Annotated in this window: 15 protein-coding genes and 3 pseudogenes; 5 read left to right on the top strand and 13 right to left on the bottom strand. The window is 69.8% G+C overall.

Annotated features, from left to right (window positions below):
- Nucleotides 1-69: 69 nt before the first annotated feature.
- Nucleotides 70-924 (top strand): TIGR03619 family F420-dependent LLM class oxidoreductase, encoded by an 855-nt coding sequence (locus tag AB8619_RS00435; protein WP_436796421.1) that lies wholly within the window; start codon nt 70-72, stop codon nt 922-924.
- A gap of 24 nt (nt 925-948) precedes the next feature.
- Here AB8619_RS00435 and AB8619_RS00430 read toward each other — a convergent pair whose 3' ends face one another.
- From AB8619_RS00430 to AB8619_RS00420, 3 genes and pseudogenes are all read right to left on the bottom strand, one after another.
- The gene (locus tag AB8619_RS00430; protein ID WP_436796423.1) at nt 949-1,431 is read right to left on the bottom strand and encodes a MarR family transcriptional regulator; all 483 of its coding nucleotides are present in this window, start codon (nt 1,429-1,431) and stop codon (nt 949-951) included.
- 202 nt (nt 1,432-1,633) lie between these two features.
- Nucleotides 1,634-3,034 (bottom strand): annotated as a pseudogene (locus tag AB8619_RS00425) (PEP/pyruvate-binding domain-containing protein); the annotation flags it as partial.
- A 136-nt stretch (nt 3,035-3,170) separates the two neighbouring features.
- Nucleotides 3,171-4,088, bottom strand: a complete 918-nt coding sequence (locus AB8619_RS00420; protein ID WP_436794504.1) for an alpha/beta hydrolase — start codon at nt 4,086-4,088, stop codon at nt 3,171-3,173.
- Nucleotides 4,089-4,164: 76 nt separating this feature from the next.
- Between AB8619_RS00420 and AB8619_RS00415 the strand changes: the two are divergent.
- The 4 genes and pseudogenes from AB8619_RS00415 to AB8619_RS00400 all read left to right on the top strand — a co-directional run.
- A pseudogene (locus tag AB8619_RS00415) lies at nt 4,165-4,356 on the top strand (TetR family transcriptional regulator); the annotation flags it as partial.
- Between the two features lie 36 nt (nt 4,357-4,392).
- Nucleotides 4,393-4,794, top strand: a complete 402-nt coding sequence (locus tag AB8619_RS00410) for a TetR family transcriptional regulator C-terminal domain-containing protein (RefSeq protein WP_436796420.1) — start codon at nt 4,393-4,395, stop codon at nt 4,792-4,794.
- Entirely contained in the window at nt 4,791-5,534 is a 744-nt protein-coding gene (locus tag AB8619_RS00405; protein WP_436794503.1) for an SDR family oxidoreductase, read from the top strand. Before AB8619_RS00410 ends, AB8619_RS00405 begins: the two co-directional genes overlap by 4 nt.
- Before the next feature lies 1 nt (nt 5,535).
- The gene (locus AB8619_RS00400) at nt 5,536-7,017 is read left to right on the top strand and encodes an aldehyde dehydrogenase family protein (protein WP_436794502.1); all 1,482 of its coding nucleotides are present in this window, start codon (nt 5,536-5,538) and stop codon (nt 7,015-7,017) included.
- On the opposite strand, the gene AB8619_RS00395 is transcribed toward AB8619_RS00400, so the two are convergent.
- The 10 genes and pseudogenes from AB8619_RS00395 to AB8619_RS00350 all read right to left on the bottom strand — a co-directional run bounded on the left by AB8619_RS00395 (nt 6,997) and on the right by AB8619_RS00350 (nt 15,474).
- Nucleotides 6,997-8,199 (bottom strand): acyl-CoA dehydrogenase family protein, encoded by a 1,203-nt coding sequence (locus tag AB8619_RS00395; protein ID WP_436794501.1) that lies wholly within the window; start codon nt 8,197-8,199, stop codon nt 6,997-6,999. The two genes, AB8619_RS00400 and AB8619_RS00395, sit on opposite strands and share 21 nt — an antisense overlap.
- A gap of 4 nt (nt 8,200-8,203) precedes the next feature.
- Nucleotides 8,204-9,436 carry a hypothetical protein gene (locus AB8619_RS00390; protein ID WP_436794500.1) on the bottom strand — a complete coding sequence of 411 codons (1,233 nt, stop codon included), beginning with the start codon at nt 9,434-9,436 and terminating at the stop codon, nt 8,204-8,206.
- Entirely contained in the window at nt 9,433-9,813 is a 381-nt protein-coding gene (locus tag AB8619_RS00385; protein ID WP_436794499.1) for a carboxymuconolactone decarboxylase family protein, read from the bottom strand. The genes AB8619_RS00390 and AB8619_RS00385 overlap by 4 nt, the downstream gene beginning before the upstream one ends.
- A complete protein-coding gene (locus AB8619_RS00380) occupies nt 9,810-10,658 on the bottom strand; it encodes an NAD(P)-dependent oxidoreductase (protein ID WP_436794498.1) in 849 nt (282 codons plus the stop codon). The genes AB8619_RS00385 and AB8619_RS00380 overlap by 4 nt, the downstream gene beginning before the upstream one ends.
- Complete coding sequence (locus AB8619_RS00375; protein ID WP_436794497.1) at nt 10,655-11,218, bottom strand: nuclear transport factor 2 family protein; 564 nt, start codon at nt 11,216-11,218, stop codon at nt 10,655-10,657. Before AB8619_RS00375 ends, AB8619_RS00380 begins: the two co-directional genes overlap by 4 nt.
- Nucleotides 11,218-11,502: a ferredoxin gene (locus AB8619_RS00370; protein ID WP_436796419.1), complete on the bottom strand. Its 285-nt coding sequence runs from the start codon at nt 11,500-11,502 to the stop codon at nt 11,218-11,220. The genes AB8619_RS00375 and AB8619_RS00370 overlap by 1 nt, the downstream gene beginning before the upstream one ends.
- Nucleotides 11,503-11,532: 30 nt before the next feature.
- Nucleotides 11,533-12,885: pseudogene (locus AB8619_RS00365) on the bottom strand (cytochrome P450); the annotation flags it as partial.
- Nucleotides 12,882-13,673 carry an SDR family oxidoreductase gene (locus AB8619_RS00360; RefSeq protein ID WP_436794496.1) on the bottom strand — a complete coding sequence of 264 codons (792 nt, stop codon included), beginning with the start codon at nt 13,671-13,673 and terminating at the stop codon, nt 12,882-12,884. The gene AB8619_RS00360 and the pseudogene AB8619_RS00365, both read right to left, overlap by 4 nt.
- Nucleotides 13,673-14,890: a cytochrome P450 gene (locus tag AB8619_RS00355; RefSeq protein ID WP_436794495.1), complete on the bottom strand. Its 1,218-nt coding sequence runs from the start codon at nt 14,888-14,890 to the stop codon at nt 13,673-13,675. The genes AB8619_RS00360 and AB8619_RS00355 overlap by 1 nt, the downstream gene beginning before the upstream one ends.
- Nucleotides 14,887-15,474 (bottom strand): TetR/AcrR family transcriptional regulator, encoded by a 588-nt coding sequence (locus AB8619_RS00350; RefSeq protein ID WP_436794494.1) that lies wholly within the window; start codon nt 15,472-15,474, stop codon nt 14,887-14,889. Before AB8619_RS00350 ends, AB8619_RS00355 begins: the two co-directional genes overlap by 4 nt.
- Between the last annotated feature and the right edge of the window lie 61 nt (nt 15,475-15,535).

Raw genomic sequence — 15,535 nt, 5'->3', positions numbered from 1 at the left:
GTGACCGCCATCATGACGCCTCACGCAGATCGTCACGAACCGCGTGACGATGTGCGACGCTTCGGGTCGATGCAACTCGGCTTCACGACCATGAACACGCCGGACGATCCACCCCCCGGTGAGCTCGCCGCCGCGCTCGAAGCCCACGGCTACGACTCGCTCTGGATCGGCGAGCACTCACACATCCCGGCCGTACGCCGCACGCCGTACCCCGCCGGCGGCGACATGCCCGAGCAGTACACACGGATGATGGATCCGCTCCTCAGCCTCGTGGCGGCGGCGCAGACCACCGAGACGCTGCTTCTCGCCACCGGTGTCGCGCTCCCGCTCGAACACGATCTGTTCGCCCTCGCCAAGGCCGTCACCACGCTCGACCACCTCTCCGGCGGGCGCGTCGTCTTCGGCGTCGGCGTCGGGTGGAACGAGGAGGAGCTCGCCGACCACCGCCCGGACATCGCCTGGCGCTCGCGCTATCGAGCGCTGGCCGAGGCCGTGGCTGCGCTCCGCTCGCTGTGGACCGACGACGAAGCGACGTTCCACGGACGGTGGTTCGACTTCGACGGCGCGCTCGCGTTCCCCAAGCCCGTGCAGCGCCCGCATCCCCCCGTGTACTGCGGCGCCGGCGGTCGCATCGGCACGGCGCAGGCTGCGGAGTGGGGCGACGGATGGGCGCCCATGGACGTCGCCCTCGGCGACGTCGCCAAGCGGATCGCACAGTTCCGGGACCGGACCGCCGAAGCCGGGCGGAACGTGCCGATCACGCTGTTCACCTTCGGCGACCCGGACCTCGCCACGCTGCGCGGCTACCGGGACCTCGGCGTCGAGCGCGTGGTCGTCGGCGCCAACCGCACCGGTTGGGACGACCCGGCCACCACCATGCCCTTCGTCGAGGCCCACGCCTCGATGGTCGACGCGCTGCGCTGAGCCGGCACGGGCTCCGCAGGTGGGTCAGGTCGAGCCCTCGGCCGCCCGGTCGATGCCCTGCGTGATGATCAGGTCCTCGTGCAGTTCCATCCAGATGTCGTGGTAGCTGTCGGACAGCACCCCGGTGAACGCCTTCGTGTCGCCGGCACGAAGGCGCCCCAGCGCCGCACGCAGCCGCTGCCCGTAGTGCTCGGTCCACGGGAGCACGGCCGAGATCTCGCGGAGCACGCTCTGCGCTTCGGCGTCGAGCGACTCCAGCCGAGCGATGACCGCGTCGTCGTAGGCAGCGTCGGTGTGGTCGTTCGGCTCGCCGTCTCGGACCTGCCAGTCGGTGCACAACTCCTTGAACGTGGCGTTCGAGGAGAGGAACCGCTCGTACGGAAGGGCTGCGACGTCGACCCCGACGACCGTCTCGGCGAGGCGCGCTGCGTGTTCGTCGCGGCCGGCGTCCGTGAGTCGCCACAGGCTGCGCTTCTCGAGGAAGGCAGCGGAGCCTGCTCGTACCATCGCGGCGAGACCATCCTCCACCGTCGTCCGGTTCGAGTCCGGTCATCGAGACCACCGCGTCCGTGCCGGCCATGCCCCGGATGCGCAGAGCGTGGAGGATCTCGAACGCGACGACGTCCGCCGTCCCGGCGCCATCGCCGCTCGTTGCCCCGTCGGCCGTTTCCTCGGCGAGTGCTCGTGCCCACTCCCGGATGGTCGCGACCTCCGGCGCTTCACGGCGATCCGCCGTCACTGCACCGAGCGCGATCGACCCGACCGACCCGTCGACGGTGACGGTTGCCCCGACCGGAGCGAAGCCGCCGGGCCCCTCGAGGCCGGCATCGGTGAGGTTCGCGTCGGATGCGCCGACGACCGCCGGCAGCCCCCAGTCACGGGCGACGACGGCCGCGTGGCTCACCAATCCGCCGAGCAGCGTGAACAGGCCGGCCGACGCCGCCATGCCGTGGACGTCGGCGGGTGAGGTCTCCCGTCGGACGAGGATCACCGCGTGGCCCTCGGCCTGCAGCTCCACCGCTCGGTCCGGGTCGATGCACAGCACGCCGGTCGCCACCCCGGGCGACGCCGGCATGCCGGAGGCGATGACGGTCGACTCGTCAGGGGCGCTCTCTGCAGCGTCGATCGTCGGTGGGTCGACGAGGTGACCACGACACCGAGCGACGGCCTCGGCTCGGTCGACCGGGAACCTCGGGTCGTCGGCCATGTCGATCGCACAGCGGAACGTCGCGATCGGGCTCCGCTTCCCTCGCCGCACCTGCAGGATCCAGACGACCCCTCGCTCGACGGTGAACTCGATGTCGGCCATGTCGGCCATCGACCGCTCGAGCTGGTGTGCGATCCGTTCGAGTTCTGCGTGCTGCTCCGGCCACGACGTCGCCATCTCGGCGAGCGGGAGCGTGACGTGGTCGCCGGCGACGACGTCCTCGCCCTGGGCGCCGGGGAGGAAGTCGCCGACGAGTCCGGCAGCACCGGTGGCGGGATCGCGGGTGAAGGCGACGCCGGTCCCCGAACGAGCATCGAGGTTGCCGAACACCATTGCCTGGACGGTGGCGGCCGTGCCGAGCGACTCGTCGATCCCCTCGATCTCCCGGTAGCGCTGCGCGCGTGGCGATCGCCAACTGTCGAACACCGACCGGACCGATGCCACGACCTGCTCGATCGGGTCGTCGGGCACCGTGAACCCGGCGGCGGCCAGCGAACGGGCGACGACGTCGGGGTCGACCTCGTCGTGGAGGTCGGCCAGCACCTCGGCCGGGGCGCCGAGGACGATCTGCGCGAAGGAACGCAGCGACCGACAACGGGTGTCGGACGCGAACCGGGAGTCACCGGTCGCCGCGGCGAGTGCCGCTGCCACCCCCGCATTCATGCCGACGTCGAGGACGGTGTCCATCATCCCCGGCATCGACACCTCGGCGCCGGAACGCACGCTGACGAGCAACGGCGTCGCCGGGTCACCGAGCCGACGACCGATCTGCTCCTCCAACCCGGCCACACCTTCACGGACGGCCGCGTCGAGGGTCTGGTCCCAGCCGGACTCGAGGTGCAGACGGCACGCGTCGGTGGTGAGGGTGAAGCCAGGTGGGACCGGGAGCCCCGCAGCCGTCATGGCAGCGAGGCCGGCACCCTTGCCCCCCAGCAATCGGCGACGCACGTCGTCGTCGCCCGGGGGCGGCGAGTCGAACGGATGGAACAACACTGGGCCCAATGCCTAGTACACCCCTCGATCGTCGAACAGGGGTAGATCAACCCAACGCTGCGGCGAGCCACCTCAGATGACGTTCGAGGGCCCCGTCAGCGACGGCGACCGACCCGCAGAGGTCGAGATAGCCGTGGAGCACGTGGCGGACCTCGTGATGCTCGACCTCGACGCCTGCGGCCTCCAGGTGCGCGACATAGGCCTCGGCCTGCGGGCCCAGTCCGTCGAGGGGGACGCTGGTCACCAGCGTGGGCGGAAGTCCTGCCGGGTCGAGACGCGTCGGGATCGCCCCGGTCGGCGGCACGGCGCCGGCGTGCTTGGCGAACAGCGAGGCGATCTTTCCGCCGTCGAACCACAGCAGTTCCGGACACGCGTCGGGCTTGTCGTCCGGGAACGGCCCGTCGACCGGATCGGTGGCCGGGTAGGCGAGGAACAACGCCGCCATCGGAGCCTCGGCGACCGTGAGGCGGTGGGCAGCGCACGCCGCGAGATGGCCTCCGGCCGATGCTCCACCGAGGGCGACACGGGTCGGGTCGACGTCGGGGTCGCCGAGCGCATGCGCGAAGGCGTCGACGATCTGGTCCTGCGGCACCGGGTACGGGTGGGCTGGAGCGAGGCCGTAGTCGACCGAGTAGACGACGGCGTCGAGCGCGTCGGCGACTCGCTGTGCCACGACGTGTGCCTCGACCATGTCGAGGTGGCCGAGGCCCCATCCGCCACCGTGGCACCACACGAGGCAGGGCTTGGCGTCGTCGGACGCGTCTCGGCGCACGTAGCGCCGGATCGGCACCGGGACGTCGCCGTCGACCGTGATGTCGGTCCACACCACGCCGGGAAGCGGGGCGATCTCCGGCACCGGAGGTTCCTCCACGCCGACGGTGAAGTACTGCTCGACCGAGACCCCGCGGAGGTGGGCGAAGCGGGCGGCGACCTGCGGATCGAGGACGTCGTCGGTGGCGGGCACGCCGCCTGTCTACTCGGACCTTCAGGTCCGGCGATCGGCATGACATGACAGCTGTTGTGTGGTCTAGGGTCGGGCCATCGACGCGGACTCCAGCGACCCAGACCCCGGAGACCCGGCGGCACGCACGGATCGCCGCGCCGAACTCGCAGCCGCCGCCTATGTCCTCATCGCCGAGCACGGCGTCGAGGCGCTGTCGCTGCGTGCGCTCGCCCGCCGGTTCGGCGCCACGACCGGTCTCGTCAGCCATCACTTCCTCGACCGTGCCGAGCTGATCACCGCCGCGCTCGATCACGCCGCGTCGGTGATGGTCACCCGGCTCGTCGGCCGCGGAGGACCCGACGCCCACCCCGTCGACGTCCTGACCGCGGTGCTCCCCACCGACGACGAGTCGATCGAGAACTGGCGGTTCTCGATGAGCGTCCGGGCCGCAGGACTCTTCGACCCCGAACTGCTCCGCTTCGACCGCCAGGTCGCCGAGTACTGGGCGGGCTACCTGCCGGCCCGGCTCGCGGGGCTGGTCGCCGTCGACGCCGACGAAGCCGCGGATCATCTCCTCGTGGCCCTCGACGGCGTGGCCGTGCGTGCCATCGCCGACCCCGACGCCTGGCCCGCCACCCGGCAGATCACCCACCTCGAGCGCGCGTTCGCCTCGCTCGACCCCATCGGAACCGAGGCCCGTACCGGGCAAGAGACGGAGACACCGTGAGATTCGAGAACCGCACCGCCATCGTCACCGGAGCAGGAGGCGGCATCGGCGAGGCCTACGTCCGCGCGCTGCACGCCGAGGGCGCCAACGTCGTCGTCGCCGAACTGAACGAGGAAGCGGGCGCCGCGGTGGCCGAGTCGCTCGGCGACCGTGCGGTGTTCGTGAAGACCGACGTCGGCGATCCGGAGAGCACCGACGCCATGGCCGCGGCCACGGTCGAGACCTTCGGCGGCATCGACCACCTCGTGAACAACGCCGCCATCTTCGGCGACATGGAGCTCGCAGGCCTCACGACGGTCGACTACGACTACCTCGACCGCTTCATGCGGGTGAACCTCATGGGCGCGCTGCACTGCACCCGTTCGGTGATGCGCCCCATGGGCAAGGGCGGCGGCGGTTCCATCGTGAACCAGACCTCGACCGCCGCGTGGATGGCCATCAGCGGCTTCTACGGACTCGCCAAGTCGGGGCTCAACTTCCTCACCTCGTCACTGGCCCAGGAGCTCGGGTTCCGCAACATCCGCGTGAACGCCATCGCCCCAGGACCCACCGACACCGCGGCCATGAACAAGCAGGTGCCCAAGGAGTTCCAGGACCCGCTCGTGAGTTCGCTGGCCCTGAAGCGCCTCGGCACGCCCGACGACCACGTGGGCCCGGTCCTGTTCCTGCTGTCGGACGAAGCCCGGTGGATGACCGGTCAGATCATCGCCGTCGACGGCGGCCAGATCACGAGGCTCTGACATGACCATCTGGCACGAACACCGGCTGCTGATCGACGGCGTCCTGCGCGACGCCGAGGGTGGCGCGACCTACGACAACGTCTCACCGGCCGACGGCTCGGTCATCGGCGTCGCTTCCGATGCGTCGCCCGCCGACGTCGACGCGGCGATCACCGCGGCGCGACGGGCATTCGACGAGACCACCTGGTCGACCGACGTGGCGTTGCGGGTGCGCTGTCTGCGGCAACTCCACGAGGCGCTGGTCGACCACACCGAGCACCTCACCGACATCACCGTCGCCGAGGTCGGAGCGACGCGCTCGGCCTGCGGTTCGGTGCAGGTGCAGACGCCGCTGGCGTTCGTGCCCTACTACGCCGACCTGGCCGAGGCCTACGAGTGGTCGGAGTCACTCGGCAGCGCCGACACCCTCGGTGGCCCTGCGGAACGTTGGGTCGAGAAGGAGGCGATCGGTGTCGTCGCCGCCATCACTCCATGGAACGTCCCCAACCAGATCAACCTCGCCAAGGTGATCCCCGCCCTCGCCGCCGGGTGCACAGTGGTGCTCAAACCTGCGCCGGAGACGCCGTGGACCGGTCTGGCGCTCGGGCGTCTCGTCGCCGACCACACCGACATCCCGGCGGGGGTCTTCAACGTGATCACGTCGTCCGACAAGGCGATCGGCGAGCATCTCACCACCGACGCCCGGGTCGACATGATCTCGTTCACCGGGTCGACCGCCACCGGTCGTCGGGTGATGGAAGCAGCGTCGGCCAACGTCACCAAGGTCTTCCTCGAACTCGGCGGCAAGTCTGCGGCGATCGTGCTCGACGACGTCGACGACATGGGGGCGATGGCTGCCGCCGCGGCGTTCGGAACGGGCGTCGTCGCCGGTCAGGGCTGCGCGCTCACGACCAGGGTGCTGCTCCCCCGGGCCCGATACGACGAAGGCGTCGCCGCCATCGCCGACATGATGGCCGCTGTTCCGGTGGGCGATCCGGACGACAGCGGCTCGATGATGGGCCCGCTCATCAGCCCTGTCCAGTGGGACCGGGTCGACGGCTACGTGCGGGACGCGGTGGCTGCTGGCGCCCGCGTGGTGTGCGGCGGCGGACGTCCCGACAGTCTCGAGACCGGCAACTACTACGCGCTCACGCTGTTGGCCGACGTCACCAACGACATGGCCGTCGCCCAGGAGGAGGTCTTCGGTCCGGTGCTCGTGGCGATCGCCCACGACGGCGACGACGACGCGGTGGCGATCGCGAACGACTCGGTCTACGGGCTGTCGGGGGCGGTCTACGCCGGCACCGACGAGCACGCCATCGCCGTCGCCCGTCGCATCCGGACCGGGACGATGTCGATCAACGGTGGCGTCTGGTACGGCCCCGACGTCCCCTTCGGCGGCTACAAGCAGTCGGGCATCGGGCGCGAGATGGGCGTGGCCGGATTCGAGGAACACCTCGAATCCAAGGCCTTCGCCAAACCGTCAGCGACCGGGGTCGCGTGAGAGGCCGAGGGCCCGTTCGCCGATGAGGTTGCGCTGGATCTGCTCGGTGCCTCCCCCGATGCGTGACGACCACTGCCCGAGGAACTGGTCCTGGAGGTCGCCGTACCCCTCCGGACCGACGCCCTCGAGCATCCCGTCGGCGCCGAGGACCTCGATCGCCAGCGAACCCAACTGCTCCATCAGATTCGACAGCGCCAGCTTGAGCACGCTGGCCTCCGGGCCGATCTCGCCGCCGTGGCGCATGGCATGCGCGACACGGTCACCGGTGAGCGTCACCAACGTCGAGCGGATCCATGCGTCGACCAACCGGTCCCGTGTGACCGGCGACTCGAGCCGACCGGACGACCGCGCCTGGTCGATGATGCGCTGGAGCCTGTCGCTCATCGAAATCGACCCGATCATCATCCGCTCGGCGCCGAGCGTCGCTCGTGCCACGGCCCAACCCTCGCCGACCTCGCCGAGGACGTTGGCGGCGGGGATGCGCACCTCGCGCAGGAAGACCTCGTTGAAGTGCGCCCCGCGGTTGATCTGCACCAGCGGACGAACCTCGATGCCGGGCGTGCGCATGTCGACGAGGAAGTAGGTGATGCCGGTGTGCCGGTTCGAGTCGGGGTCGGTCCGTGCGAGGAGGATGCCCCAGTCGGCGTAGCGAGCTCCGCTGGTCCAGACCTTCTGGCCGTCGACGATCCACTCGTCGCCGTCACGCACCGCCTTCGTCCGCAGCGATGCGAGGTCGGAGCCGGCGTCGGGCTCGGAGAAGAGTTGGCACCAGAGGTGCTCGCCCCGGCGCATGGCCCCGAGGAACCGACCCCGCTGGGCCGGCGTGCCGAACTGCATGATCGTCGGGCCGACCATGCTCAACGCGACGTGGAATGCACCCGCGGGAACGGCGAAGCGCAGCTCTTCCTCCTTGACGACGCGGACCTGGCTCGGGTCGTAGCCACGGCCGCCGAGCTCAGGCGCCCACGACGGCGCACCCCAACCGCCGGAGTCCAGCTCGGCCTGCCACGCCCGGGCCGCCGCGATGTACTCGTCGCTGTCGCCGAGCTGCAGGTGTCCCGAGCCAGGGCCGAAGCGGCCGGCGTGTTCCTCCATCCAGGGACGGACCTCGGCACGCACGGCGGCCTCGGCCGGCGTGTCGTCGCTGGTGTCCGGTGCATGGGACGTGACCGTCGAAGACATCGCGTCAGCCTCGCCGAGCGAAGGCGAAGTCGGCGCCGGTCGAGAACTCCGTGAGCGTCACCGAGTCGGGCTGTGGGGTGGGGGCGGCCGATGGGTCGTCGGTGATCGTCCACGTAGCGAGCCCATCGCCGGATCTGACCACGGTCGCCGTCGGCACGAGACACACGATTGCGGCGTGCAGGATCTCGTCGCCACCGGGACCCGCGAGCAGCCCCGCCCAGGTCAATCCGTCGTCCTCGTCGAGCGATGCACACGGCCGCAGGTCGACCCGGAGGCCACCCTCGTCGTCGCTGAGCACCACGTCGACGTAGGCACGTGGGAGGAACAACGGGTGGACGGCGAGAACCTCCCGCAATCCCTCGATCGTGGCCGGCTGCCCCATCGCCGCCGCCAGTCGCTTGGTGGTGAGGCCGGCGATGCCCGACGCTTGGGCGGTGCCGATCGTCGTGAGGTCGGCGGCGTCGACGCGCTCGGCCATCTCGACGAGGTAGGCCCGGGCGAGCAGTTGGCCCTGGAGCGCGACCTCGTCGGCGATCGCCGCCAGCGTGGCCGACGAGAACTGCTCCATCACGAGATCGGGATCGAGCGGTCCGGTGTAGTCGTTCCAACCGTCGTCGTCGGGCAGGTCGGGGTCCGGCTCGGCCAGCGGCAGGAGCGCGGCCTCGCTCTCGGCCAGGGCGATCGACCCTGGGGGGATCGGCAGCGGATCGTTCGTCTCGTCGATCACGACGGTCCACTCGCAGTGCGGGCTCCGGTCGGCCGGGGTCCGCGGCGGGCGATGAACCGGACGCACCCGCGCCCTCGGGTTCGTTGCGATCGCGGTGGCGTCGAAGGTGGGGTCCTCGATGTCGTGACACATCCCGCGCACGTACTCGTCGCCCATCGGCTCGACGTCCATCAGCGCGCCGCAGTGGTCGAGATGGAAGCCTCCGTGGTGGTCGTCGTCGACCGAGAGACGGAAGTCCATGAACTCCGGCGGCGCGCCGACGTCGAGCTGGATGCCCTTCAGGATCGTCTCGACCGTGTCGCCCTCGTACCCGAGCAACCGCTGCATGCGCTTGGTGTAGATCGGGCTCGCCGCCATCCACTCGCCGATCGCCACGTCGAGCATGGCGTCTCGACCGAGGTGGGCGATGACGGCCGGCATCCCAGCACGGTCGATCAGGTGCCCGGCGAGGAGGAGCTCACGAACGAGTTCGGCCAGCTCGCCGTGCGATCGACCCGACCAGACGCTCAACCTCCGGCTCCGCCAGCCGGGTCCATCCTGGCGATGATCTTCTCGACCCCGGTGTTGAGCTTCGCTGCGTGAGGCCAGCCCGCGTAGTGGGCGACGAACACGACGATGCCCCGCAGGTCGTCGGCGTCGAGCTCGCCGAGCCGCACCGCGGCATCGAGTTGGAGGCCGGCGACGTCCTCCATCCCGCCGGCGACAGCCATGCCGATGAGCATGAGCCTGCGCTCCTTGACGCTGAGCGTGCCGTTGGCCCAGACCTCACCGAAGAGATGGTCGACGGTCGTCTCGACGAAGGCCCCTTCGACCTGGTCGATGTCCCAGCCGTAGACCTCCTTCATCTGGGCCTTGCCGCGTTCCCGGCGATCGTCGTCCGTGCTCATGACGCTCCTGCTCCGTGGGGGACGCCGAGTGCAGCGCCCAGTTGTTCGTGTGCGAGGGCGGCGATCGAAGTGTCGACACCCAACGCCGTGCCGAGGCCGATCGCCAGCTGCAGGTCCTTCTCGCCCAGCGACCGCGTGTGTTCGAAGATCGGCCGGAGTCCGTCGTCGGCGCCCATCGCCTCGGCCGTGGGTCGCAGCATGATCGACCCGGCGCCACCGGTGACCCGGTCGGAATGGCGCACGACGTCGCCGAGCGCGGCCAGGTCCACGCCAGCGGCCTCGGCGAGCCGCATCGCCTCACCGACGGCGGCGAACGACGCGAACGTGATCAGGTTCCGAGCCAGCTTCGCCCGCGTCCCCGCTCCGATGGGGCCGAGGTGCGCCACCAGCGTGCCCAGCCGTTCGAGTGCCGGCCGTGCGATGGCCAACGCTTCGTCGCTCCCGCCCACCATCAGGGCCAGGGTGCCGTCGTGGGCGCCCATCATCCCGCCGCTCACCGGGGCATCGAGGACGTGCACGCCGTGGGGCTCGCAGCGCTCGGCGATCGCCGCCGGCGTGTCGGCCTCGACCGTCGAGTGCACGACCACGACGGTGCCGGGTGTGGCCGTCTCGAGGATCCCGGACACGACCTCGTGCACCTGCGCGTCGTCGCGGACCATGAGCGAGATGACCTGGCACGTCCGAGCGAGCTCGGCCGGCGACGCCGCCACCGACGCACCCTTGGCGGCGAACGACGTCGTGGCCGCGTCGACCACGTCGTGGACCGTGAGCCCACCGTCCCAGTCGAGCCAGCGCGACGCCATGGGCGCCCCGATCTGGCCCAGACCGATGAAGCCGAGCCTCACGACGGACGGTCCCACAGCCCCACGGGCACATCGCCGATCGGGTAGTGCCCGGGCAACTGACCCGGCTTCAGCGATCGATCCATCCTCGCCTGCATGCCATCGGAGAGGGTCCCGTCGGTGATCATCTCGATGAACAGCGACGCCGCGTTGCCGTAGTCGAACCAGTCACGCTGCCAGGCCCACTGCTGGTTGCCGCCGTAGATGAACCAACTGCCACCGATGCCAGCCACCTCGTAGTGCGAGCCGTCCTCGCGGGTGGCGTCGGCGACCTGACGCCAGAAGCCGATCACGTGCCCCTTGCGGTCGTCGATGACGACCTCTTCGTACGGGTACTGCCACCCGTCGAGGCCGCCCATCTCCTGTCCGAGGGCGATGTCGCGGATCTCGTCTCGGCCCACGGCCATGAAGTGCTCCTTGGGCCCGTAGTTCCAGCCGTAGGTCGCGTCCTCGGTGTAGCAGGAGGCCATCGTCGTCCAGTCGCCGAGGCGCTCGGCGTCACGGTTCGCCTGGAGCCAGGTCTCGACCATCTGCTCGAGCTCGGCACGGGGATATGCGGGCATCAGCTTGTTCCTTCGTCGATGGAGAGGGCGTGGGTCGGGCAGTACTTCACGGCGGCTTCGGCGGCGGCGCGTGCATCCTCGGGCGGACGTTCGTCGAGGATGGTCAGGTCACCCTTCTTCGACACCTCGAACAGTCCGGGCGCCTCGCCCTGACACGTGGCGTGCCCCTGACACAGATCGCGGTCCACCACGATCCGCCACCCCTCCCCCTCGTTCTGGTGAACGGATGCGTCATCTGATGGTGTCGTTCGTTCACCAGAACCGGTGGTGGGGGTGGGGGTCAGGTCGGTGGGGGTGGGGGTCAGGTCGGTGGGGGTGCGGCGGGTGTAGGTGGCGGCGCAGGGTTGGGCCAGTTGGACGACCATCTTCGAGTGGTCGTTCCGGTAGCTGTCGAGCGGTTGGGCGGCCTCGAAGCTCCAGTCCTTCAGCAGCACGCTGAAGATCGCCTTGAGCTGCATCATGGCGAAGTTGGCGCCGACGCACCGGTGGCGTCCGGCGCCGAAGGGGATCCAGTTCCACGGGTTGGCCACGTCGGCGGCCGGGTCGTCGAGATAGCGGCCGGGGCGGAACGCATCCGGGTCGTCGAACGCCTCGGGGATCCGGTTCGAGATCGCGGGGCTGGCCGCCACCATCTTCCCTGGCGCGATGTGGAAGCCACCGACCTCGAGGTCGACGTTGGACACCCGCAACAGGAGGATGAGCGGCGGGTGGAGACGGAGCGCCTCCTTGATGGCGCCCTCCAGCCGCGGCATCTCGCGCAACGCCTGGAAACTCACCTCGGCGCCGTCGGCATAGAGCTCGTCGAGCTCCGCGACCACGGCCGCCATCTCGTCGGGGTGACGAAGCAGTTCGATGAGTGTCCACGCCGCGGTCCCCGACGCCGTGTGGTGCCCGGCGAACATCATCGAGATGAACATGCCGGTGACCATGTCGGCGTCGAACCGGGGATCGCCGTCGTCGTCGCTGATCGACATGAGGACGTCGAGCAGGTCGGACTCGCCATCCGCCGGCGGGCCACCTGCGGCACGTCGGTCCATGATCCCCTGCACCAGCTCGACCAAGGCCACTCGAGCGGCATCGCGTGCCCGGAACGACGGGATGTCGGCATACGCGTCGACGTAGGCCAGGGCGTCGGTGCCCTGTTCGAGATCGTGGTAGAGCTCGGCGAAGCGGTGGTCGAGTTGCTCGCGGAACCGCCGACCGATCAGACACGACGACGAGGTGTAGATCGTCAGCTCGGCGAACCAGTCGAGCAGGTCGATCTCGCCGACATCGTCCCACCGAGCGACCATCTCGTCGACCTCGCGCTGGATCGTCTCCGCATGCCCCCGCATGAACGAGTCGCGCAGCGCCTGGTTGTGGAGCATCTCGCGCCGCCGTTCGGGCGGTGCGTCGAACACGACCCCCTCGCCGAAGATCGGCGTCATGAACGGGTAGGCCGCCGCCTGGTCGAGGTCCTCGTCCTTGGCCCGGAAGAAGATCTCGTTGGCTTCGGCCCCCGTGAGGAGGACGACCTCCTTGTCGGCCATGCGGAACTCACCGACATCGCCGCACTCGTCGCGCACACGCTGCATCAACCCGATCGGGTCACGTCGGAGCTCCTCGAGGTGGCCGTTCGGCTCGTCCCCACCCGACACCGACGGCGGTGTCTTCTTCGTGTCGGTCATTCGTGGCTCCGTTCATCGTGCACCGGCGCCTCGGGCTGGATCTCCACCAGCGTCAGGTGCGTCCCCTTCGGCACGGACACCACGAAGGCGATGGTGTCGGCGATCTCGCTCGGGCGAAGACCGCCGTTGTGACGCAGGTGACCCCACGCCGACCAGTGCGGCATGACGTGGAGGATCTTCTCCTCACTCCACGTGGTCCCCTGTTCGGTGGTCGACGGGCCGGGGCGGATCATGGTCGCTCGCACGCCGGTCCCCTCCAACTCCATCTGCATGGCACGGGCGAGTCCCTCGAGGCCGGACTTTGCCGCCACGTAGCCCGACATGTGGGTGCGCTGGCGGACGACCACGTCCGACGTGACGAAGACGATGTCGCCATGACCGCGCTCGACCATCGGGCGGCCGAGCCGGTTCACCAGTCGGTGCGCCCCCGTGAGGTTGATCTGCACCGCCCGGACGAAGTCCTCGGGGTCGATCCCCAGCGCGGTCTCCGGATGGACGTCGCCGGCGTTGCTCACGACGATGTCGATCGGGCCGAGCGCGTCGGCCGCTTTCGCCGCGAAGTCATCGATCGATGCGTCGTCGGTCAGGTCGAGTGCGATGGCGACCGCCTCGCCTCCGTCGGCGGCGATCGCTGCTGCGAGGTCGTCGAGTCGATCGGTGCGACGGGCGCCGAGCACGACCGGATGACCGGCAGCGGCCAACGCCCGAGCGGTCGCCGCGCCGATCCCGGAGGAGGCACCGGTGACCACGGCGACGCGTCGGTCGGGGTGGGGGGCGAAGCGTGGCATCAGCGGACCTTCACGGTGGTGGGCAGGGTCTCGAAGCCCCGGACGTTGACCGAGTGGACCCGGCGGGCACCGTCCGGATCGATCTCGTACGACGCCACGCGCTTGACGAGTTCCTCGAGCACGACACGGGCCTCGAGCCGTGCCAGCGACGCGCCGAGGCAGAAGTGGCGACCGACGCCGAAGCTGGCGATCCCGGTGGTGTCGCGGTCGAGGTCGTATCGGTCGGCGTCCGGGAAGTGACGGGGATCCCGGTTGGCCGACCCGGCGAGCAGGAGGACCCGATCGCCTGCGGGGATGGTCACGCCGTGCAACCGGACGTCGGTGGTGGTGACGCGGGCGAGCATCTGACTCGACGTGTCGTAACGCAACGTCTCCTCCGCCCAGTCGGGGATGCGACCGGGATCGACGAACGGCTTGGCGACCTCGTCGGGATTCGCCCAACCCCAGTACCAGGCATGGGCCAGGAGCTTCGTCGTCGTCTCGTTGCCGGCGACGACCATGAGGAAGAGGAAGGCGGTGATCTCGTCGTCGGTGAGCCGATCGACCCCAGAGCCCGTCGGCGACTCGGTCTCGACCGCGCACAGTGCCGAGACGAGGTCGTCGCGGGGGTTCGTACGACGATCGGCGATCATCCCGGCGTAGTAGACGGCCAACTCGAACGCGGCCTCGACGCCAGCCTGCGGCACGTCGGTGACCCCCTCCTCGCGGTGGACCAGGAGGTCCGAGGCTCGCCGCAGCCGCGCCCGATCCTCGACGGGGACGCCGAGCATCTGGGAGATCACGTCCATCGGGAGCTTGCCCGCCAGGTCGGCGACGAAGTCGAACGACCCCTTCTCGAGGCAGGCATCGAGGTGGCCGATGGTCAGCGCCCGGATGTCGTCCTCCATCTCCATGACCCGCCGAGGGGTGAAGCCCCGCGACACGAGCCCGCGCATGCGGCCGTGTTCGGGCGGGTCCATGGCCAGGAACGACATGGTCTTGTGGGCGTGTGGGCCCGACGCAGCGGGATCGATCGACACGCCGTGCGCGTTGGAGAATCGCTCGGTGTCCCGGAACGCCGCCATGACGTCCTCGTGGCGCGACAGCGCCCAGAAGTCACGCTCGTCGTTGCGGTAGACGGGCGCTTCCTCACGCATCCGGGCGTAGGTCGGATACGGGTCCTCGTGGATCTCGTAGGCGTAGGGGTCGTAGACCAGCGGGTCGATGGCGACGCTCATGCAGATCCTCCGAGGATGAGGGCGGCCGACTCGGCGAGCAGCGAGCGCACGTCGTCATAGGCGAGGTGGCCGGTGCCGACCTCGATCAGCGCACCCGACACCGCGAACTCGAGCGTGCGGATCGCCGCCGGCGACGCTGCTCCGTCCAGCGCGGCAACCAGTCGGGTGTGGAGCAGACGACCGATCTTGGTCCGCAGCTCGTGGACCTCGGGATCGTCGGCCAGGAGCGCGACTGTGCACGCCGCGGCGAGCTCGGTCTCGTTGGCCACGACCAACGCGAAGTCCGAGAGAACATCGGCAGCGCGCGTCGCCGCAGACCGTCGGCGATCGAGCGACCGCTCCTCCTGCTGACTGATCCGCCGCCAGAAGACCTCGGCGACGAGATGCTCCTTGGACGAGAAGTAGTTGTACGCCGTGGCCGGTGCGACACCCGACCGAGCCGCGACGGCTCGGACCGACAAGCCCTGGTATCCGTTCTCTCGCAGCTCGTCGACCGCCGCCTCGGTGAGCCGTTCGACCGTGCGGGCCCGCTTGTCGCTCAGGTGCCGTCGGGGCGACGTTGCTTGGACACCTGTGGTGGACACGTGTCCAATTCTGGACTCGCGCCACCCAGGCGTCAAGGCCCGATCGTGTTCATGTTCGCAG

The organism is Actinospongiicola halichondriae (genome assembly GCF_049103745.1).
Classification (GTDB): Bacteria; Actinomycetota; Acidimicrobiia; order Acidimicrobiales; family Salinilacustritrichaceae; genus Salinilacustrithrix; species Salinilacustrithrix halichondriae.
Note: the sequence above shows the minus strand (reverse complement) of the source record. Positions and strands in the feature narration are given on the sequence as shown.